This window comes from Zwartia vadi (assembly GCF_030410375.1).
GTDB lineage: Bacteria > Pseudomonadota > Gammaproteobacteria > Burkholderiales > Burkholderiaceae_B > Zwartia > Zwartia vadi.
On sequence record NZ_JAUHHE010000005.1, the window covers coordinates 194,865 to 215,846 of the forward strand.

Sequence of the window (20,982 nt, forward strand, 5' to 3'; positions counted from 1 at the left end):
GCGCGACGCTAGATCTATGTAATTCGTGTTTGTCGTTATTTGTCGGTTTTCGTTTAATGATTTTTGTTAGGATTTAATCATATATTTTGTGCCAGGAGTGAACACTCTTGATCGTCCTAAACAGAAGACAATTCCTCAAGACCTCCTATCGCGCAGGTATGGCTGCGATATTCATTCGTTACTTAGGTACACGAGATGCTTTTTCTGCACCCTCTTTGGGTCAAGCATCCTTAGCGCGTCAGGATCTCGCTGGCAAGCAGCTTTATGAAGGTCCCATTAAAGCAACGGGTGGAAAGATCTACGCCGTTGATTTTCGCGCAAAAGATTTGCCTGGCTGGCCGTTGACTGAAAGACGAGGAGTCATTCTTCGTGCGCCGCATGTAGATAAGATTTACGCTGGTCTCGATCTGATTCGGTTGAGACAAGATGATATTGAATGTAGCCTAGTGACAGGCGATGATTTATTGAAATGGGGTTGCAAAGGCGCGCCTCCCTTTTTAAGTCCGGAGTTCTATGCGGTAACTGGAAGCTGTCCTTCATATTATGGACAGCCTTTGGCATTGCTATCCTTCAAGGATGCTGATGATTTTTTAGCCGTCAAATCAAAGATTCCCGCTTTAAAACAATACATTCGATATGGAGAGGCTGCGACGGTCGGGTCGCGTCCTGATTATGGAACGAGTGAGTTTGTTTTCTATCAGGGCAAAAGCCAGGAACCCGAGTTTTCCTTTATGAAAAATGCCCCTGAAGATGACGCTTCAGGACATTCGTTTGCGCAAGAGAGATATCTTGCACTCTCCGCTGAGTATAAAAATAAAATTCAACAGGAGTCACAACGCGCTGATTGGCTGAGACGGCGTGCAACGTACGTGACCCAATCCGTTGATCCGATGTTCTTGGAACCTGAAAACGGTCTCTCATGGTACGACAGCCAGACTCAAACCCTCTCTCTTGTGCTCGGTACGCAGTCTCCTCATGAGGATGCGGTAGCGATCGATGCATTTTTCTCTTCGGCTCGTACACCTCCAATTAAAAATATCTTCATTCATTGTTGCTTTTTAGGGGGAGGATTTGGTGGAAAGGACAGCTCTGACTTTCCTTTACATCTAGCGATTGCGGCGATGGCCGAACCTGATGTCACTCATCGTATCGTGCAAAGCCGCGCTGAACAGTTTCAGGGTGGTTTGAAAAGACATGCCGCCAAAACCGACATTGAAATTGCTGTGGACTCAAGCGGTACATTTCAATTTCTTCGTTCTGACATGCGCCTAGATGGAGGTGGGCAAAACAACTACAGCTTCGCGGTGCAAAGTGTAGGCGCAAGAAACGCTGCAGGTGGCTATCATTTCCCCAGATCAGTTATTGCTGCAGTTGCTCATGCCTCCACCTCTATACCTGCTGGTTCCATGAGAGGTTTTGGTTCATTTCAGTCTTCTTTTGCGCTTGAGTGTCTGATTGATGAGACGGCGCAATCTCTTGGAATGGATCCTATCGAACTTAGACTCAAAAACTGCATACCTGGAAACGGCCTGACTCAAACAGGTGTTCGTTTAGCGATTCCCACACATGCTCACAAGGTCTTGAATGCCGCTGCGCAATCAAGTCTTTGGCGTGATCGAGCGATATTCAAAAGTAAAAAATCGAACGACGATATTCTTTATGGGACAGGATTTGCCGCTGCATTCAAGACTTTCGGTAAAAATGAAAATGGCTGCCTGGCGGGAGTTGAGATCTCTCCTGACGGATTGATCAAGCTCTACACGCCAGGCGTTGATATGGGCAATGGCTCAGCCACCACACTTTCACTATCTTTGGCGTCTTTGTTTGGACGCGCCGCGGCAGAGGTGCAAATTGGCGTGACGCACTATTTCGATGCATTAAAAATATTCAGTACTCCTGCTAAAAACGAACAAGATCAAGCGCTTTTATCTTCAAATCCTTACTGGACGCCTTCGATTGCGATCTCGACTGCCGCCAGCACTTCTGCCTATCATCTCAGACATGCTGCGCTAGAGGCGGCCAAAATAATTGTTGAATTTGGATTATTGCCTGCAGCAGGCTTGTTGCTCAATCTTGATCACGCTGATCTTCAAATGGATGGTCAAAACTTTTCCTTTGATGAACAGGGCTTGCGTTACAAGGATGGTCGTCATATTGCTTTTGAGCAGTTGGCCGAGACAGCTTCCAAAAAAGGTTTTGTAACCGGTGCGCTTGTGCATGCCTACTATCGGGAGTACTGGGCTGAAGCAGTATTTAACTTGTCTGACAAATCTTTTCGGGCAAAGATTGATGCATTATCTGTGCGACGCGGCTCAGCAACATATGATGCAATTCCGCGTAAACAAGTCCGTTATTCACCACTTCAGAGCCTAAAGGGTGATGCGAACCAGATGTCTACCTATGCATCAATCGTCGCAGTCGAGGTCAGCCGGTCGACTGGAAAAGTTCAAGTTGTGGACGCTGATTGCTATCTTGATTGCGGTCCTGTTATCCAGAGGCAGATAGTTGAGGGCCAAATGCAGGGTGCTTTCGCGATGGGGATTGGTCAAACGCTTTTGGAAGAACTGTCACGCGATCATCAGTCCGCCGGTTCGGGCGATTGGAACCTCAATCTCTACCCATTACCCAAGGCGCATGATTGTGCAGTCGGAGTCGCTAAATTTAATATTCTTGAAGCATCTCCAGATGAAGCGCCAAGAGGGATGTCTGAGGTTGTGTTCAATCCCATACCTGCCGCGATCGTTAATGCCGTGGCAGATGCTACTGCACATCGTTTTAACGCCTTGCCTATCAGACCCTCTGATATTAAAAAAGCGCTAATAAAATGAAGCAAATCAAGATTCATTTAAAAGTAAACGGGAATGAGGTCGACGCAGAGGCCCCCGCTGAAATCAGTCTGGCTGATTTTTTGCATGAGAAACTCGGTCTGACAGGTACAAAAGTGTCCTGTGGAATCGGGATATGCAAGGCCTGTACGGTTGCTGCGAGTCCCCCGGGGCAAACGAATCTGCAAAGGTTGCAGGCTTGCATCATGCCTGCGGTTGCGCTACAGGGATACAGCATCCTCACAGTCGAAGGCTTAGCCGCTGAGGGTTCACTTTCACCTCAACAGCAAGCCTTGCTGAAACATTTTTCTTTTCAATGTGGATACTGCGCACCGGGATTCTTGATGGGAATCACACTCATGCTTGACCAGCTAAAAAGAAATCCTGCAAAAAGATCGGAATTGAATAAAGTGATCTTGGACAATATGGGTGATCACATTTGCAGGTGCACAGGGTATGTTAATTACCACGCGGCGATCAAAGAACTATTGCTCAATACCCCAGGCTTGATCGTTTAGCTTGGATTGGCAATCGATCAGAATTTTTACTCTGATTTCTCCATGTGAATTTTGTGAAAAATTCGCTTGCTCACGTACACTAAAGTTATGATCAAGAGTAATCAGTTGCGGTCGATCGCTATCATGGTGAGATCAACACGTTTAAATCCAGGTGTTTGCTATGAAAACTTCTATTTACTCGCTTTTGCTGACAATCAGTTGCTCTGCGATGTTTGCTTCGGCAAGCCAGGCACAACCTCCTGTCCCGCCTTTTTATGAGTCGGTCATGCAAATGACTCCTGAGGGAAAATTGGGACAAGTCATTCATAAAGAGGAAATTAAAACCTCGCTCAAAGGTGCTAAAGCTTGGAAGATTGCGTATGTATCCTCTGATGTGGCGGGGCGAAAGACTATTGCAACAGGGCTGGTGATCGCCCCAGTTGGACCCGTACCCAAAGAGGGAAGACCGATTTTGGCATGGGCACATGGCACAACAGGCTCAGCTCAGAATTGCGGTCCTTCCCAAATTATTGATCCAACGCGTCCGCTGAATCAGTATTTTCTAATGAGCGGAAATTCATGGACTGATTTTGGCATTCCAAATGGTCAAGAGTTTATTAACGAGGGTTACGTTGTTGTCGCGACCGACTATCAAGGTCTCGGCGGTGGTGGTAAACATCAGTATGCAGTTGCGGGAACCAATGGAAGAGATGTCATCAATTCCGTAAGAGCGGCCAGCTCAATGGCTGAACTCGGTGCGGGTAAGAAGACGATTCTATATGGTTGGTCTCAGGGTGGTGGAGCTGCGATTGCAGCAGCAAGTTTGCCAGAATATTTGGTCCAGCAAGGCACTGCAGCCGACAATCTAGAGTATCTTGGATTTGTTGCTTTGGCGCCTGAAGATCTCGCTGCGGTGCTTCCAAAATCAAAAATCGATCAGGCTGGTGCGGATAAACTCATGAAGGAGTTTACGGAGGCGAATGTACCCAACGTATTTTTGTTCACGCATTTTATGATGGGTCTCTGGGGTACTCAGGCGGCATTTCCTCATCTCAAATTGACAGATATATTGACAGACGAAGGTGCAAAGGTAGCGGATCAATTGTCCAGCAATAAATGTGTCCATGTTATGGCGGATGCGTTTAACTATGCCTATGGAGCAAATTACAAATCTTTATTGAAGCCCCAGGCAAGCAACACCTTGGCATGGATCCAGGCATTTGTTGAGGGGAGTGTGAAGCCAGTCAAGCCTGTCGCACCCGTCGTGATTTACTGGGGTGCAAAAGATACCACTGTGCCTCCTGTCATGCATGAAATTTATCAAAAGCAAATGTGCGCGATAGGCGCGAACGTGACAAGAATTCAGCTGCCAGGAGAGCAAACGCACTTCACTACACCCGGTGTGTCTGCACCAATGTACCTTGAATGGGTAAGGGATCGCATTGCCGGTAAGCCTTTGGCCAACGGCTGTAGCAAGCTTCAATAATTTTGCATACTCAATTGATTAAATTTTTAACTTACAACAACTGGACGTAAAGATGATCGAGCCAAACAACACAAAAAACTGTTCAAACGCTATTGTTACCATGCTTGAAAACCATGGCGTGACACACGTTTTTGGCATACCAGGCGCTAAGATCGACAGTCTTTTTGTTGCGCTTAAACACTCCAACATCCAACTTATTCTGTGTCAGCATGAACAGAATGCCGCCTTTATGGCCGCAGCATTTGGCCGTTTAACGGGTAAGGTCGGTGTTTGTATCGCTACATCCGGACCAGGCGTGACCAACCTGACAACCGGACTGGCTACCGCAACCAGTGAAGGCGACCCCGTGCTCGCAATTGGTGGGGAAGTCCCCGTCAGTGAGCGCTTAAAGAAAACCCATCAATCGCTCGACGCGACCAGTCTGATGAAAGCAGCTACCAAGCTTTCACAGGAGATCCTCTCTGCGGATCAAGTGGGTGAAGTACTTGGCAATGCAATTAGAGTGGCTGAAAGTGGCCGACCAGGGGCTGTATTTTTGTCCTTGCCTAAAGATGTTGGTCTTGCAGACTATCCCGGAGATGTCCAAGCCTCTTGGGGTAAGCCATTGCCCATGGGTGCGGCGGCACAATCAACCATCTCCGAGGCGTTGAGTATTCTTAACGCAAGCAAGCGGCCTATCGTGATTTTGGGTATGCAAGCTTCACATCCCGATACGGCTGACGGACTAATCAATTTTTTCAAACATGCTCAGATTCCGTATGTTTCGACCTTCCAAGGCGCAGGAGCCTGGGTCGCAAAGGCAAGCGGGGCCACTTATGGCGGACGCATCGGCTTGTTTCGCAATCAACCAGCCGACAAATTGCTTGATCAAGCAGATGCTGTAATCACCATCGGTTACGATCCGATTGAATACGATCCGTCGATCTGGAATACAAACGTCAAGCGTCCCGTTATCAGTGTGGATGTTATTCCGGCACAACAGGACAACGCGTTTTTGCCTGTGACAGAACTCATAGGTGACATCGGCGAGTCACTCAATGCGTTGGCAAATGGAGTGAAAATCGATCTCGATCCTGGTTTTGTCAATGCTGCTCGCGCAGCCGTCAAGGAAATCCAGGATACGCTCGCTGAAGGTCAGACAATGAACAAGTTCCCTGTTCAGCCGCTGAGACTTGTGCACGAGTTACAAAAGCAAATGACGCCTAACACGCACGTTGCGCTTGATGTGGGTTCTAATTACATTTGGACAAATCGTTACTGTGCAGCGGATTTTTCACGCCAAGTGTTAGTCAGTAATGGTCAACAGACACTGGGAGTTTCGATACCCTGGGGTATTGCATTGAGTTTGCTTTATCCAGGCGATCGTATTCTCACGACATCCGGTGATGGGGGATTCCTTTTTACCGCAACGGAGCTTGCCACAGCGGTTCGGATAGGCGCAAAATTTGTGCACGTCATTTGGGATAGCGGCTCGTTTGATATGGTGGCCTTCCAAGAGCAGGCACACTACGGAGAAACGGCAGGTATTCAGCTTGGGCACTACGATGTTGTCAAGTTTGCGGAATCTTTTGGCTGTAAAGGTTACAGCGTCAAATCCGCCGACGATTTACCTAAGATTTTCGAGGAAGCTTTTCAATCAGATGTTCCTGTGCTGATTCACGTACCAGTCGACTATAGTCAAAACCAACGTTTGATGCAGAATGTCATTCAAAGTTTTGTGAACTAAATTTCACAAGGTTAATCAGCCAATATGCCTAAAGCCAATATACCTGGTAGCCAGACGATCAACGTCAACCTCTCAGAATCTCTTTATCAGGCTATCCAAGAGCGATGTCTTGCAACAGGTGAAACAATTGATCATCTAGTGCAAGACGCGCTTTCTAAATCTCTGGATATCGAACATCACACCCTCTACCAAATATCCACCTCTGCAGCATTGGTTCAGGGCGTATATCAAGGGTGCGTAAACGTCGGCACGATTAAAAGTCACGGAGATTTCGGTCTCGGAACTTTTGATATGCTCGATGGTGAAGGCATGATGCTGGATGGGCACGTGTTTCAGGCCTTGGGAGATGGTTCTGTCAGCGAGCCTGCAGACACAGCTTCTGCGCCTTTTTGGGTGAGTGCTGCGTTTGAGGCGGACCGAACAAAGGTGATTGACTCAGTCAGTAGTTGGGAAGAACTTTGTACACATATAGATGAATTGCGACGCTCAGATAATCTGTTTACTGCAATTCGTGTTGACGGTGTCTTTGACGACATTCACTATCGTGTGGCATGTAAATCCGCACCAGGCACTGATCTTGTGACGGCGACCAGTCATCAAGCTGAATTCAAGCTTCAAAATATCCAAGGTACTTTGCTCGGTTTTTGGTCACCGACTTACGCGCGTACATTCAATATTCCAGGCTATCACTTACATTTGTTGTCAAGTGATCATAGACACGGTGGACATATCCTGGGCATTCGCGCAAAGAATCTCAAGCTGCAAGTCATGGATGCCAATCAGCTGACGATGGCTCTTCCTGAGTCGCCCGGTTTCCTGAAAGCGGATCTTTCTGCTGATCCTGCCGCAGCGCTTAAAAAGGCTGAAGGGGCGTAATGACTCAGTAAACAGCAGAGTCACTTAGTGGATGAATTCAGTACTGACTGATGTTGCGCAACCATTTTTTCAAGCACGGAGACTAGATCGCGACCCGTCTCTTTCATTTGTAATTCGTCCTTTGATGTGCGCACACCTTTTATATCGAAACGCATATTTTCCTCAATACCAGCCAGTGCCATTGCCCATTCGCTAAATCCACGCGACTCAATTGGTTCGAAGTGAAGAACGGTAATGTCGCCGTGACGCGGATCCATTTGAATCGTTTCAAATAATTCTTCGAGGACATGTTCTTCGCCTTCAATAACTTGGCAAAAATATCCGCCTGAATAAAGTAACGCACCTGTCACGTTCTTTTCAGGATTGTTTCGGTGAGCGGAAGCCAAGATTTTACGAATTTGTTCCAAGGTTTCATCTGGTGTACCTTTAATTGTATTTTTGCTGATGTAAGCTAAGTTATACAGATCAGACACGGTGATCTCCTTCAGACATCTTCTTGCTAAATTGCGTGATAAATTTATTCGCATCTTCAAGTGCCAAGGGCTTTGCAAACAAGTAACCCTGCATTAAATTTGCTCCGTTTAGTTCAAGAAATGCTCGCTGAAATTCAGTTTCTACTCCCTCGATGATTGGCTTTAATTCAAGAGCACTGGCAATCGAGAGCACTGCCTTGGTCATACGTTGACTTCTAAGATTGTGCGACTCTTCATCTCCTCCAATCTCTGTAATGAAAGATTGATCAAGCTTGATGTAGTCAAGTGGTAGTACATTAAGTTGGGTAAGTGAAGAGTAACCTGTACCAAAATCATCTAGCGCTATCATGCATCCTAACGAGCGCAAGCTTTCGATAATCGCGATTTTTTCCGCACTCAACGAGCTAGACTCGGTAATCTCCAATTTCACTTGTCTAGGCGTGATGCCTGACTCTTGAAGGGCGATTGCGACACTGTTAAGCAGTATGCCAGTCTCTAGAAACTGAGCCCCACTGAGATTAATACTGACGCCGGGTTGACTGCCGTCTGCATTCAATGAAAAAGACATGGCATCTAAACAAGCGCGTCTCAAAATCCAGCTGCCAATTACATCCATGAGTTGAATTTTCTCTGCCATCGGAATAAATTGCATTGGCGAGATTAGCCCGCGTTTTGGATGATGCCAGCGAATGAGGGCTTCCAGTGCATGTACTTTGTTGGTCGCAGTATCGACGATTGGTTGATACATGATACGAAACTCATTGTTGTTAATTGCCTTGTGCAATTCAACATGATTGTTTACCAGTGAGATTCTTAAATCATTCTCAAGACGGTACGACGCTTTAGCTTCGCTTTCTAGTTCACGCTCATAAAAATAAGTCTTTAATTGTTCGCGCTTCGCTTTATGCAGGGCAATCTCTGAGGCATGCATTAATAACGAAGGAGATTCTACGAGAGCCCCTAACACTGCAACGCCGACGCGAACACTCAACACAATGATCTCACCGCGTAAGGCAAGTGGCCGTTGTGTAAAGTTATTAAGTAATTCGATTTGCTGACCGATATCAACAGTGCCTTCTAATGCAAGGCAGAAGTGATCACCGTGAGTTCGAGCAATGAGTCCGGCATTCGGAAATATTTTTTGTAAACGTTTAGCGATTGTGATAATGATCTTATTGCCAAGCTCGGCACCCATGCTGTCATTTACGTTTCCGAAACGTGAAAGCTCAACGGTCAATATGCAAAGAGGCGTATCCTCCTTGTTGAAGTCGAAATTTTGAAGATAACTTTCAAGCCCAGTGCGACTCGCCAGGCCAGTCAGAGGGTCAATGAACCCCGCGTTTGATCGTACATCTATATTTTCATCTGTCAATTTTTCGTTCTCTTGTTTTTTAGCGTTCACTTCAATGGTTTTGGGCTAAAAAATAATCCTTAGCGATAGTAACCGGTGTCCGAGGCTTACGATGCCAGCTAAATATTATCTTGGCATTTCGAAATGGTGATCGCACTTTCTAAAACAGTCTAAATTTTTAAAATTTGAGGACTATTTATTCTCAAAATTTTCGATTTATCTTTGATGGTTCTTAAAAAAATGAATCAATTCAGTCATGATATTCAGATTCAATTTATTCGAGATATTTTCGATGTATCCGACTAGCCGTTATCCTTTTGTAAAAGGTAGGCTATTGGTTAATTATCTGCCGAATGAGTTAAATACTTAGTTTTGCTTTGTCTGGTTGGTATGAGCATTCTTGAGGAGGGTATGAACAATTATCGCTTGCGATGTGTCTCTAACCTAAGCACCATAGGAGAATATATATAAAAATCAAGGGACCAGACATGACACTCGCTACAGCTCGAACCAGACAATCAAAGCGTTCGACACTTAAAAAGATTTGCGCGACAACCGTTTTGAGCGCAGTATCAATGCTAGGAATTAGCGCTGGCGCGCAAGCTCAAGCCCAAGCCTATCCAAATAAACCTATCAGAGTGCTTGTGCCATTTGCACCTGGAGGCGTAGTGGATATCACTGCGCGTTTGTTGACTCAAAAAATGACTGAGCGCTTGGGCTGGAACTTTGTAGTGGAAAATCGCCCGGGCGGTAACGGCTTTATCGCTGTGAGTGCGGCCGCTAAGAGTGCTCCGGATGGCTACACACTGTTGATGGCGCACACAGGAGAGTTTGCAGGTAACCCTGCTTTATTTACAAATGTTCCTTATGAGCTTGAGCGTGACTTTACGCCCATCACGATGGTGAGCGATACACCTATGCTGCTCGTCGCCAATAGCAACACTCCATACAACTCAGTTAAGGAAGTGTTGGCGTACGCAAAACAAAATCCCGGGAAGCTCTCTTTTTCCTCACCAGGAAACGGGAGCGTGAATCATTTGGCGGGTGAGTGGTTGTGGGTGGATGGCGGGGTCAATGTTGTGCATATTCCATACAAAGGCGGTTCACCAGCGGTCGCTGCGGTAGCAAGTGGCGAGGTGCCCTTGGGTGTGGTTGCAATACCGGCAGTCATGCCGCATGTGAAGTCCGGTCGTGTCAAGGTACTGGGTTTAACAACCTCGAGTCAGTCTCAATATGATCCAAGCTGGCAGACAACCAAACAGTCCGGTTTGCCCAATGTCAACGCATCAAATTGGGTGGGTCTATTTGCTCCCAAGGGATTACCTAACGATGTCTTGAGCACATTGCAAAAGGCCGTCGTTGAAACTTTGCAGTCGCCCGATGTTCAAAAGAGATTCGCTGAAAATGGCGCGACAATTGGCGGGATGTCTTCCGCCGACTTTACGGCACGCATTAAATCAGACGCACAAAAATATAAAGAAGTCGTAGAAAAAGCCAAAGTTACTGTCCAATAAAAAAGACCTGAAGCTCGGTTCGTGTTTCTGATTGATCAGCAAGACGGACCGAACTTGGACTGAAGCCACTCTCTGAAGATTTTAACTTTAGTGATCTCGGTTTTTTCTTTGCGACAGGAGATATGGTATCCCGTATCCAATGGCAAGCGTATATTGAACGGCTCAACAAGTCTGCCGGCATCAAGTTCTTTTTGAACGAGTTGATCACGTCCGAGGCAAACGCCGAGTCCGTGGATTGCCGCCTCAATGGATAGTAGCAGTCCGTCGAAACAGATTTCCTTTTTAAAGGGAATTTTCTGTGGGCTGGCGTGCTTAAGCCAACTTGGCCAGTCATCCTCTATCAAGGGCGACAAGGACCTGAGGATTGTATGTTCACTTAGGTCGCTAGGCTGGCTGAGATTGCTGTTCCCAAGATAGGATGGGCTACAGACTGGAAAAACAATGTCATTGGATAGTTCAAAGACATCAAGCTCTGGCGTGGTGTTAATCCCATACCAAATGCCGATATCAAAATCGTAATGCACTGCTTTTTCAGCTGCGTTGACAGGTGTCAGTCGGATGTCGATATCGGGATACGAACTACAGAATTCAGGTAAGGCAGGTAATAGGCATTGAACGGCAAAGGCCGTCAAACAATTGATATGAAGGGTATTAGCTCCCTTGTTAGAGACACGGTCGGAGGCTCGCGCAATCAAGCCCAGTGCCGGACGAATTGTTTCCAAATAGTCGGACCCTACGGATGTCATCGTAATCGTATTTTGACGACGTTCAAAAAGCTGTACGCCCAGCAGACGCTCAAGTTCTTTGATCTGATGACTGATCGCTGTTTGAGTCAGATGAAGTTCGTGCGCAGCGCGAGTGAAACTCAAATGTCTGGCTGTTGCTTCAAAAGCGCGTAGTGCATTGAGCGTCGGAAAGTGCTTGGGCATCGATGATTCATTCACAAAAAGTCAGTTGGTCAGGCGAATGAAATTTACTCATGGCAGGCTCAAAGATTGTCGTTTGCGGGACGTATCTGCTTGTAGGAACATATCCAACTACATCCGACTTTCATCCATCAAATTTTTAATATAGTAAATATGACTGAGCCATTGCTAAGTAACTTTCAGCTGGATAAAGATACATCCCTAAAGTATCAGCGTTTTGATCGCGGGACAAGTACTGAAATTTGTGTGTTGCTTGTGCATTCTCTGGCAATGGATCACCGTTTCTGGAAACTTGTCGCTCCAAATATTGCCGGGCACGTGAGTGTCATCGCGGTAGATGTGCGTGGGCATGGTCAGTCCTCAAAGCCGGAGGGCCCATATTCAATCGCGCTCTTTGCGCAAGATCTCAAGAGACTGACTGATCACCTGGGTTTTAAAAAAATAATTGTATGTGGCGCCTCAATGGGGGGCTGTATTGCATTGCAATATGCGACGAGTTTCCCTGATGTGACATCGGGACTGTGTTTGATAGACACGACGGCCTGGTATGGTCCGAGTGCTCCTAAAGATTGGGCTGAGAGAGCGGATAAAGCCGTCAATTATGGCTTGAAAAGCTTGGTTGAGTTTCAAAAAACCAGGTGGTTTAGTGAAAAATTCCGAAACGAACATACTGAAATCGTTGATCAGTGTATTGAAATTTTCCTTGAAAATGACATCAACGCTTATGCGGCGACTTGTCTAGCAATGGGAAATTTCGACGGACGCTCAGGAATGTCTGGCCTGCATATCCCGACACAGATTGTCGTTGGCGAGGAGGACTATGCGGCCCCGGTCGCCATGGCAGAGCTGCTACACCAAGGGATAAAAGGATCAATCCTGACAATCATTCCCGCCTCGCGACATCTCACCCCGCTGGAAAATCCCGAAATCATTTGTTCGGCGATCGAAAACCTCATTCAAGCCTCGCGTTAAAGGAAAGAATTGTCATGGCTCCATTTGAATATGTGGTTGCACAGACTTTTGAGCAAGCTGTCGGTTTGCTAGATCCGGATGATCCGAATGTTCGTCCTGTGGGTGGTGGTACGGCGATCATGTTAATGATGAAAGCCGGCGTGATGCGGCCAACAAAACTGATCAGTTTGCATCGGATCGCAGGTAAACAACGTGAAATCAAGGTCAATGCTGCAGGCGAATTAGTCATTGGCTCATTGACGCGATTGACAGAACTGGAACATTCGGCCGTTGTTGCAAAAGGTTGGCCTATCCTGACTAGAGCGTTTCGGGCGTTATCGAATCCACGCGTTAGAAACGTTGCAACGATTGGTGGCAATCTGGCTCATGGCGATCCTCACATGGATCTTCCTCCCGTATTAAGCGTCCTGAACGCCAGGCTGATTGCGACCAGTTCGCGGGGGTCGCGTGAAATCGCTGTAGACACTCTGTGCACGGGCTATTACGAGACTGTGCTGAAAACTGACGAACTGATCTCAGAAATAATCATTCCTCCTATGGGGGAACAGCTTTCTGCATATATGAAGGTCACCACTCGCGTGACGCATGATTGGCCGGCTCTTGGTATCGGCGTGAGTCTGAAGGCTCAAGGGGACACAATCAGTCAAATACGTCTGATTGTCGGTGCAGCGACAGATCGCCCGACTCGCCTAAGTCACGCGGAGGAAATGTTGAAAGGTAAAAAAATCAACGATCAGTTGCTCGCACAAGCAGGTATTGAGGCGGCTCACAGCTTGGATATTGCAGATGATACGCACGGATCTTCGTCTTACAAAAAACATCTCATTAGCGTGTACGTCGGGCGTGTCATTCATGCTGCCATGAATGTTCAAGGTGCGGGGAGCGATCATGCAGACCACTGAGCATAAGAATACTAATCTTAAGCATGTTACACACGGAACAGATCGACTTGAGGGACAGTCAAAAGTCACTGGTCGTGTTGAATATATTCATAATTTAACGCTACCGAATATGTTGCAGGTAAAAATTCTGCGCAGTAGCGTTGCGCATGCAAAGATCATCTCAATTGATACATCGGTTGCAGTGCAATTGCCGGGCGTTTATGCAGTGATTACTGCTGAGGATATATGCAAGATTATTCCTGATCCCTATTATGGTCCCGCATTCCATGATCAACCAATCTTGGCGATCGGAAAGGTCCATTATGTTGGAGAGCCTGTGGCGGTCGTGCTTGCTGAAGATATTCATATCGCCGAGGAAGCATTGCATTTGATTGAGGTGGAATACGAGGAGTTACCTGCTGTTTTTGATGAAATCGAAGCCGCGCGATCGGAAGTGGTTGTCCATGAGCAGCTTAAGCCTGCAGGAACCTTCCCTGATCTCAAGCACATAGCTGGCAAACGCAATACAAATATCGCGCTTGATTTTCAATTACGTTGCGGAGATGTTGAGCAGGCGTTTGAAAAAGCTGAGCATGTTTTTGAGCATACTTTTAAAACACAGCAATTGATGCATACGCCGTTAGAGCCGATGGTCTCAGTTGGCGAGTTGACCGATACGGGTCTGACAATACATTCAGCGACACAAAGTCCTTCGTTTGTGCGGATTGAAATCGCTCGATTGTTAGGATGGCAAGAAAATCGGGTCAGGGTAAAGACCGCCTTTTTGGGTGGAGGCTTTGGAGCCAAACTCTACATCAAGCTTGAGGCCTTAGCGGCTGCGCTTACCTTGATTGTCAAGCGACCTGTGCGCGTCGCCATCAGCATGGAAGAGCAGTTCTATACGATCACAAAACACGCTACGTCATTCAATATCAAGACAGCCGTTTCAAAGGAAGGTCGTATTCTTGGTCGAAAATGTGAGGTTTGGTGGAACGGAGGCGCTTATGCAGATATCGGTCCACGCGTTTCCCAAAAATCGGGCTTTACGTCCTCGGGACCATATGACATCGAGAATGTGGCGATCGACTCTTATCAGGTCTATACAAATTTACCGCCGGCAGGAGCGTTCAGAGGCTTTGGTATTCCTCAGCTTGTTTGGGCCTACGAGAGTCAGGCCGACATTATCGCTCGGACATTAAAGATTGATCCTGTGCAGTTTCGCCGAATGAATCTTTTGAAAGAAGGCGTTGCCCATCCCACTGGCACTATCATGAAAGATGCGGCCCTGCTTCAGGTCCTCGATGAAACAGCCGCACGCATGAAATGGGATCAACCCTTTAACCGAGGTACGGAAAAACTCAAGAGAGGTCGAGGAATCAGTATCGGTTTTAAGGCTCTCGTCGCACCGACGACTTCAATGGCTGTGGTTAGTTTGGCCGCGGATGGGAGCTGTTTCGTCTATTCAAGCACCGTGGATATGGGTCAGGGTTCTGATACGCTGCTTGCGATGATCGCGGCCGAAGAGCTTGGGTTGGAGCCAAAAGATGTGAGAGTGATTCATCCGGATACGGATGTGACGCCCTATGACATGGCGACCTTAGGTTCGAGATCGACTTTTCATATGGGACATGCGGTCAGACTCGCTACCAAAGAAGTCGTAGAAAAATTGCGTGTTCTGGCTGAGTCTCTAGGTGTATCCGCGGATCAAACGCTCAGCCCAAGGCAGCTGCTGTTGAAAAAATATGGGATGCAGGCCGGTAATATTGTCGGGGTTGGGTCGTTTGTGCCTGATTACATCTCGCCTGACAAATCGACAGGACAGTCTACCAACATTACGCCTAACTGGATGATAGGTGCCACAGGTGTCGAAGTAGAAGTTGATGTGGATACTGGAAAATTCAAAATTCTGCATATGGAAAACGTGGTGGATTGCGGTACACCTCTCAATCCAAAGGTTGTTGCTTCGCAATTAACAGGTGCAGCAATCATGCAGCTTGGTGCAGTCCTCTATGAGGAAATGGTATTTGACGAAATCGGTCAATTGAGAAATGCCTCATTTTCTGAATACAAAATTCCTGGCATTCACGATGCTCCATTGGTGATGACTTCGCATGCAGTGGACTCCGTTCAGCACAACGGACCCTATGGCGCAAAAGGTGTGGGTGAAAGTAGCGCCTTCGGTGTGGCTTCTGCCATTGCGGAGGCTATTGAAGATGCTGTTGGAGTCAGACTCACCACCTTACCGATGAAATATGAGCAGATTTGTCGAGCGATCCATCAAAACGTCAACGGCAACTTCTTTCAATCAGACAAGTGATGATTATGGCGACGATACAAATCAGTTTTAAGTTAAATGGAAAACCTGTTCACGTCACAACTCACAGTCATTTGAGCGCATTGGAGTTGCTACGTTCGGATTTCTTTTTATATGGTGCCCGTGAGAGCTGTGCCCAGGGACTTTGTGGTTGCTGCACGATTGTGGTGGATGGACAAACAGTCAGTGGTTGTTTGACCCTGGCTGCAGCGTTGGACGGCTGCGATGTTGTCACGATAGAAAGTCTCGACGCTAATGGACAGCTTGATCCCGTGCAGCAGGCTTTTCTTGAGAGTGGAGCATTTCAATGCGGTTTTTGTACGCCAGGATTTATATTGATGAGCAAAGAATTGCTCTCTTTAAATCCTGATCCATCTGAGGCGGAGATCAAAAACTATTTATCGGGAAATTTGTGCCGATGCGCTGCCTACCCGGAGATTATTCAAGCGGTCCGTTTGGCAGGTCAACGTATCCGCAGTGCTCAACAGCTAAAGCAAGGGAGTTAAAAAGTGGAGTTAATTGGTGAGCAAGTCATCGCCCTGCCTCGTGAGAGCGTTTGGAAAGCACTGAATGATCCCAGCGTGCTGAGGGAGTGCGTGCCAGGGTGTGAATCGTTTGATTCAGTTGGAGACAATCAGTATAAGGTTGTCATGCAGGTGGCTGTCGGTCCGATCAGGTCTAAGTTCGCTGGTAAGCTGTTGCTGTCAGAGATTAATGCGCCTGAGTCATACAAAATCAGTTTTGAAGGTTCGGGTGGAGTAGCCGGGTCTGGTAAAGGACATGCTGTTGTGAGCCTTGAAGTTATGGGTCAGCAGACTAGATTAAGATATTCTGTTCAGGCACAGGTCGGCGGTCGTCTTGCTCAGGTTGGCGCACGTTTAATTGATGGCGTGGCTAAACGCATGGCAGATATGTTTTTTGAAAAATTTAAAGAACGTGTGACTCTACTTGCCGATGGTGGTGGTCAGCCGGATTCCTCAGGTGCTGAGGCGCCTTCTGCGTTTAAAGGAAAGTGGATTGTTTTGGCTGCGATTGCAGTCATTGCCACTATTGTTTATTTTGTGACTCGTTAAGCTACCAAGATTTTAAAAAAGGAATAAGAATGAAATTGATCCTCTCACCTCACACTCCCGCACCTGCTGGTCACTATAGTCATGCCGTCGAGTCAGGAGGCTTGATCTTTGTTTCTGGAGTGTTGCCTGGAAAGCCTGCGGAAGGGGAGGTCGATAGTTTTGAGCGTCAGGTTCGCGCCTCATTCAAACACTGTTCAAATATTTTAAAAGCTACAAACAATACGCTCAATGACGTGGTCCAGTGCACAGCATACATTGTGGGTGTGTCCAACTGGCCAGAGTTCAACGCGATCTATGCAGACATTTTCGGCGACCACAAACCTGCTCGCGCAGTGGTACCTGTTTCCGAGCTCCACTACGGGTTTATGGTTGAAATCCAACTGGTTGTTGAGAAAAAAGTATAAATTTATGGTTCAAGATCAATAATCAGTCAAATTTAAGAGGATCCATATGAAGATCGTTAAAGTCGTTCCTTGGCATGTGGGTCAGTTCATGTTCGTCCGGGTTGAGACGGACGAGGGGATTACTGGCTTTGGCGAGGCAGGCACTTGGGGGCATATCGAAGCTGCTGGGGCGTGCATTAAGAGATTTGCCGAGTACCTAGAGGGTAAGGATCCCTATCCGATCGAGCATCACTGGAATGTGATGCATCGCTTCAGCTATTTTCAAGGTTTAGCAGAAAATGCCGCGATATCTGCCATTGATATGGCACTTTGGGATATCAAAGGAAAGGCTTTAAATGTGCCGATCTATGAATTGCTAGGCGGGGCTGCGCGGACTAAAGCGCGTATTTACGGTCATATCTACGAGAGCACGATCGAAAAGATGTTGGTAGAGTGTGAGGTAAAAATGAATGCCGGCTTTACCGCCTTTGGCCACCTCAATCCTTTCTTGGACGAGGGGAACGATAAGGTCTACTTCAAAACGCACATTAAGAAAATGCGGGACGCAATCGAGAACACTGAGCGCATGCGCGAAGTGGTAGGCGATCGTGTTGATTTACTGCTGGAGATCCATCGGCGCTTGACACCAGCCGAAGCCATTGTTTTCGCACGAGGGATTGAACATACACATCCGATGTTTATCGAGGATCCTATTCGTCCTGAGAGTAATGATGCGATGGCTCGTGTCGCAGAAAAAATTCATGTTCCGATTGCGACTGGCGAGCGTTTCTCCAACATTTATGAGTTTCAAATGCTGATGGCCAGAGGTGGCGTCGAATATGCGCGAGTCGATTTGTGCCTCTGCGGCGGTATTACAGGCGCGAAAAAGGTCGCTGCGATCGCAGAGGCACACCAAGTGCAGGTGGTTCCACACAATCCATTGTCACCAATCGGTTTAGCCGCGTGTCTACAGCTTGCCGCGGCCATTCCAAACTTTGCTATTCAAGAATACGCGACAGGGTTCGAGTCTGGAACTTTTGAATCGCTGCCGATTCATCTGGGCAGTAATGTGGTCGACAAGGTGCCCCTGCCAAAAGACGGTTTTGTGGATATTCCAAATGGTCCCGGTCTGGGCATGAATATTTTGCCGGACGCCGATAAAATCAGACCTCCTCTCGTGAAACCTATTTCAATGCGTCCGCATTTTGACGGTTTCATTGTTGATCAGTAATCTTTGGTATTCAGCGAAACGAGACGGATATGAGCTATCCGTTTTGTAATCGTCCATGAAACATACCCCAAGAGTTGGATTGGTGTCCAACTTTTGGGGTGCAGTTCACGAAGGTGGTATTAGATTTCGTCAAACATCAATCAATGGCGATGAAAATTCTTTATAGCTGAGTTTGCCAAGTCCTTGTGCTCTGTGGGATCAATCGCAGTAATTTGTTCAATAAATTTCGCAATATCAATCTTCTTACCACCCAGCCATGTCCCTTGGACTTTTACTTTCTCGACAATCTCGTTTGGATTCACGGCAGTAATGTCGGCCGATAGCTCTACCAAATCAGCATACTTACCCACTTCAAGCGAACCAATTTCTTTATCGCGTTTCAGTTGATATGCGCCATTGATAGTAGAGGCTTTAAGCGCCTCATCGAGGGATACAGCCTGATTGGCACCATGAACCTTGCCCGAAGAAGTGGTACGCGTCACCATGTGCTGAATGTTTCTTAAAGTATCTGGAGGAGATACCGTTCCATCGTTATGAAATGTGGTGCGTGTTTTCATTTTCATCGCATCACCAACGCGCTGCCATTGAGCACCGTATTTAGACTCAAACATGGTGCCGTCTAAAAGATCTCCCCAGTAGATGTACTGAAATGGCGCCATTGAAACAGTGACACCAAGACGTTCTGCACGCTGAAATTGATCTGCTCGTGCCGCTCCTAAATGCTCAACACGCCAGCGGTGATCGGTTCCAATGAGATTGTATTTATTTAAAGCATTCTCATATGCGTCGAGCACTACATCAAATCCAACGTCGCCATTGCAATGAAACGACATCTGATAGCCCATAGGAGCGTATTGATCTAGCAATTGGTCGAGTTGCCCGCGCGTGTAATTCATGCCCTTTTCGAACAGTGGTCCCAAGAGAATATTCGCCTGTTTGGTCCTGGCGTTATCTAAATAGCCAAAACTCTGTGCAACTGTTCCCAGCCATGGGCTTCCATCCGCCCACAATTTGACGCCATTTTTACGGACCATGCTGGGATTAGGCCAGGTTACTTTCGCGCCTGCATCCGGCTCAATTGCCATGTGATAGACATGCATTCTTATTGGGCTGTCCGGGACGGATGCTAATGCCTCGTAACCTTTATACATGCCAGTGTTGTAAGTATGCTCGGATGTCGAGGTGATGCCCATTGAGGCCATATACGCATACCACCGCGCACTGGAGAGCAAAATGTGAGGGATTGCTTTGGGAAGGATCGGACCAATCACTGCCATCAAAGCTGCCGATTCATTGGCAACGCCATTGGATGTGCCGTCTTGAAATCGACCATAGCTGCCGCCCACTGGGTTGGCAGGCGGCTTGTCATCTTTCCAGCCTAAAATTTTGACAACTGCAGTATTGAAGTAAACCGCATGCCCAGAATTATCAATCACGATAATTGCACGACCGCTTGGCGATAACTTATCCAGCACGTCCCGTGTTGGCAAAGGAGCCTCTTGCAACAATCTGTCCAGGCCATTGAATACCAAAGGTCTGCCGGCTGGAGCTTCTGCGTCCGCTTTTTTAATGGTTGCTTGGACATCTGCCCAGGTTTTCGCGCCAACGTATGGTGCAATCCAATAGGCAGGTGCTTGTGTCGTAATTCCCGACAAAATCGGGTGATTGTGTGGATCAATAAAACCAGGCATGAGTACGGTAGAGCCTAAATCCTGTACTTCTGCATTTGGTGCACTGGCACGTACATTCTGAAGCGACCCAATAGCTGTAATCTTTTTTGTCACGGTATCAAAGGCAATGGCCTCAGCACGTGGATTTTTCTCGTCCATCGTAATAATGGTTGCAGCCTTCAAAATCTGTATTTCTGCCAATGCCAAATTAGAAAGGCTACATAGCGAAACAACAGGTAGTGTCTTAAGAATTGATTTGTAGTTCATATCTATTCCAATGGACGAAAAAGCGGTTTTACCAAAGAGTCTGGGAATGTTTAAGGCAAGCTTCATGATGAAACGTAGCAGAATCTACTTTCTTAAACCTACCAATCCCTTCATCACACTCGTTGCATTATGCTCGTTGGCAAGGGAGACTGCCTACTATCTTTGCTTGCACGCTGGGCGTTGAGTGGGCCTAGTGGCCAAGGCCAAGGAGCTTGTTTTGAAAGATTAAGCCTTTCTCAGGGGGGAGATGACGGTTGCCGAGATCGTGCGGTCAATATGGTGATTTATCCGCTGTGCAAGGTTTTTGTGCACGCAATCTTAAAACGCTCTTTTTATACAACCCGTATTTTCATATAAAAAGAGTCGTAGAGCATATTCGCTTTACGACTCTTGGCTCTACATCATTAACGGGGGACAACGGTATTCATTAAACTTGTTTTTGCGAAGAAACATTTTTTAATGGAGATCATACCGATGTCCCACATCGATTCTATCCTAGGACTGCCTGGATTAGCCA

The 20,982-nt window shown here is 46.9% G+C and carries 17 protein-coding genes; 13 read left to right on the plus strand and 4 right to left on the minus strand.

What is annotated here, in order from left to right; genetic code table 11:
• Positions 1–107 precede the first annotated feature (107 nt).
• The 5 genes from QWY27_RS06285 (at position 108) to budA (ending at position 7,410) form a co-directional block, all read left to right on the plus strand.
• Complete coding sequence (locus tag QWY27_RS06285) at positions 108–2,828, plus strand: xanthine dehydrogenase family protein molybdopterin-binding subunit (RefSeq protein WP_290195814.1); 2,721 nt, start codon at positions 108–110, stop codon at positions 2,826–2,828.
• A complete protein-coding gene (locus QWY27_RS06290) occupies positions 2,825–3,343 on the plus strand; it encodes a (2Fe-2S)-binding protein (protein ID WP_290195817.1) in 519 nt (172 codons plus the stop codon). The genes QWY27_RS06285 and QWY27_RS06290 overlap by 4 nt, the downstream gene beginning before the upstream one ends.
• A 160-nt stretch (positions 3,344–3,503) precedes the next feature.
• A complete protein-coding gene (locus QWY27_RS06295; protein ID WP_290195818.1) occupies positions 3,504–4,808 on the plus strand; it encodes an alpha/beta fold hydrolase in 1,305 nt (434 codons plus the stop codon).
• 52 nt (positions 4,809–4,860) lie between these two features.
• Positions 4,861–6,534 carry an acetolactate synthase AlsS gene (gene alsS, locus QWY27_RS06300; protein WP_290195820.1) on the plus strand — a complete coding sequence of 558 codons (1,674 nt, stop codon included), beginning with the start codon at positions 4,861–4,863 and terminating at the stop codon, positions 6,532–6,534.
• 24 nt (positions 6,535–6,558) lie between these two features.
• Positions 6,559–7,410 carry an acetolactate decarboxylase gene (budA, locus tag QWY27_RS06305; RefSeq protein WP_290195822.1) on the plus strand — a complete coding sequence of 284 codons (852 nt, stop codon included), beginning with the start codon at positions 6,559–6,561 and terminating at the stop codon, positions 7,408–7,410.
• Between the two features lie 20 nt (positions 7,411–7,430).
• Here the strand turns inward: budA and QWY27_RS06310 are convergent, their stop codons facing one another.
• On the minus strand, positions 7,431–7,883 hold the full coding sequence (locus QWY27_RS06310; protein WP_290195823.1) for a BLUF domain-containing protein: 453 nt from the start codon (positions 7,881–7,883) through the stop codon (positions 7,431–7,433).
• On the minus strand, positions 7,876–9,285 hold the full coding sequence (locus QWY27_RS06315) for a putative bifunctional diguanylate cyclase/phosphodiesterase (RefSeq protein ID WP_290195825.1): 1,410 nt from the start codon (positions 9,283–9,285) through the stop codon (positions 7,876–7,878). The genes QWY27_RS06310 and QWY27_RS06315 overlap by 8 nt, the downstream gene beginning before the upstream one ends.
• Before the next feature lie 437 nt (positions 9,286–9,722).
• Here QWY27_RS06315 and QWY27_RS06320 point away from each other — a divergent pair, with 437 nt between their 5' ends.
• Entirely contained in the window at positions 9,723–10,748 is a 1,026-nt protein-coding gene (locus QWY27_RS06320; RefSeq protein WP_290195827.1) for a Bug family tripartite tricarboxylate transporter substrate binding protein, read from the plus strand.
• A 35-nt stretch (positions 10,749–10,783) separates the two neighbouring features.
• Here QWY27_RS06320 and gcvA read toward each other — a convergent pair whose 3' ends face one another.
• Positions 10,784–11,677 (minus strand): transcriptional regulator GcvA, encoded by an 894-nt coding sequence (gene gcvA, locus QWY27_RS06325; RefSeq protein WP_290195828.1) that lies wholly within the window; start codon positions 11,675–11,677, stop codon positions 10,784–10,786.
• A 150-nt stretch (positions 11,678–11,827) separates the two neighbouring features.
• On the opposite strand from gcvA, the gene QWY27_RS06330 reads away from it, so the two are divergent.
• The 7 genes from QWY27_RS06330 to QWY27_RS06360 are packed head-to-tail and all read left to right on the plus strand — an operon-like array spanning position 11,828 to position 18,528.
• On the plus strand, positions 11,828–12,646 hold the full coding sequence (locus tag QWY27_RS06330; protein ID WP_290195830.1) for an alpha/beta fold hydrolase: 819 nt from the start codon (positions 11,828–11,830) through the stop codon (positions 12,644–12,646).
• Positions 12,647–12,660: 14 nt separating this feature from the next.
• Complete coding sequence (locus QWY27_RS06335; protein WP_290195832.1) at positions 12,661–13,548, plus strand: FAD binding domain-containing protein; 888 nt, start codon at positions 12,661–12,663, stop codon at positions 13,546–13,548.
• The gene (locus tag QWY27_RS06340) at positions 13,535–15,844 is read left to right on the plus strand and encodes a xanthine dehydrogenase family protein molybdopterin-binding subunit (protein WP_290195834.1); all 2,310 of its coding nucleotides are present in this window, start codon (positions 13,535–13,537) and stop codon (positions 15,842–15,844) included. The genes QWY27_RS06335 and QWY27_RS06340 overlap by 14 nt, the downstream gene beginning before the upstream one ends.
• A gap of 5 nt (positions 15,845–15,849) precedes the next feature.
• Positions 15,850–16,347, plus strand: coding sequence for a (2Fe-2S)-binding protein (locus QWY27_RS06345; protein WP_290195836.1), 498 nt, complete (start codon positions 15,850–15,852; stop codon positions 16,345–16,347).
• Between the two features lie 3 nt (positions 16,348–16,350).
• Entirely contained in the window at positions 16,351–16,914 is a 564-nt protein-coding gene (locus QWY27_RS06350) for an SRPBCC family protein (protein ID WP_290195838.1), read from the plus strand.
• Between the two features lie 29 nt (positions 16,915–16,943).
• Entirely contained in the window at positions 16,944–17,318 is a 375-nt protein-coding gene (locus QWY27_RS06355; RefSeq protein ID WP_290195839.1) for a RidA family protein, read from the plus strand.
• A gap of 46 nt (positions 17,319–17,364) precedes the next feature.
• Positions 17,365–18,528 carry a mandelate racemase/muconate lactonizing enzyme family protein gene (locus QWY27_RS06360; RefSeq protein WP_290195841.1) on the plus strand — a complete coding sequence of 388 codons (1,164 nt, stop codon included), beginning with the start codon at positions 17,365–17,367 and terminating at the stop codon, positions 18,526–18,528.
• Positions 18,529–18,668: 140 nt separating this feature from the next.
• Here QWY27_RS06360 and QWY27_RS06365 read toward each other — a convergent pair whose 3' ends face one another.
• On the minus strand, positions 18,669–20,531 hold the full coding sequence (locus tag QWY27_RS06365; protein ID WP_290195842.1) for an amidohydrolase: 1,863 nt from the start codon (positions 20,529–20,531) through the stop codon (positions 18,669–18,671).
• Positions 20,532–20,982: the final 451 nt, after the last annotated feature.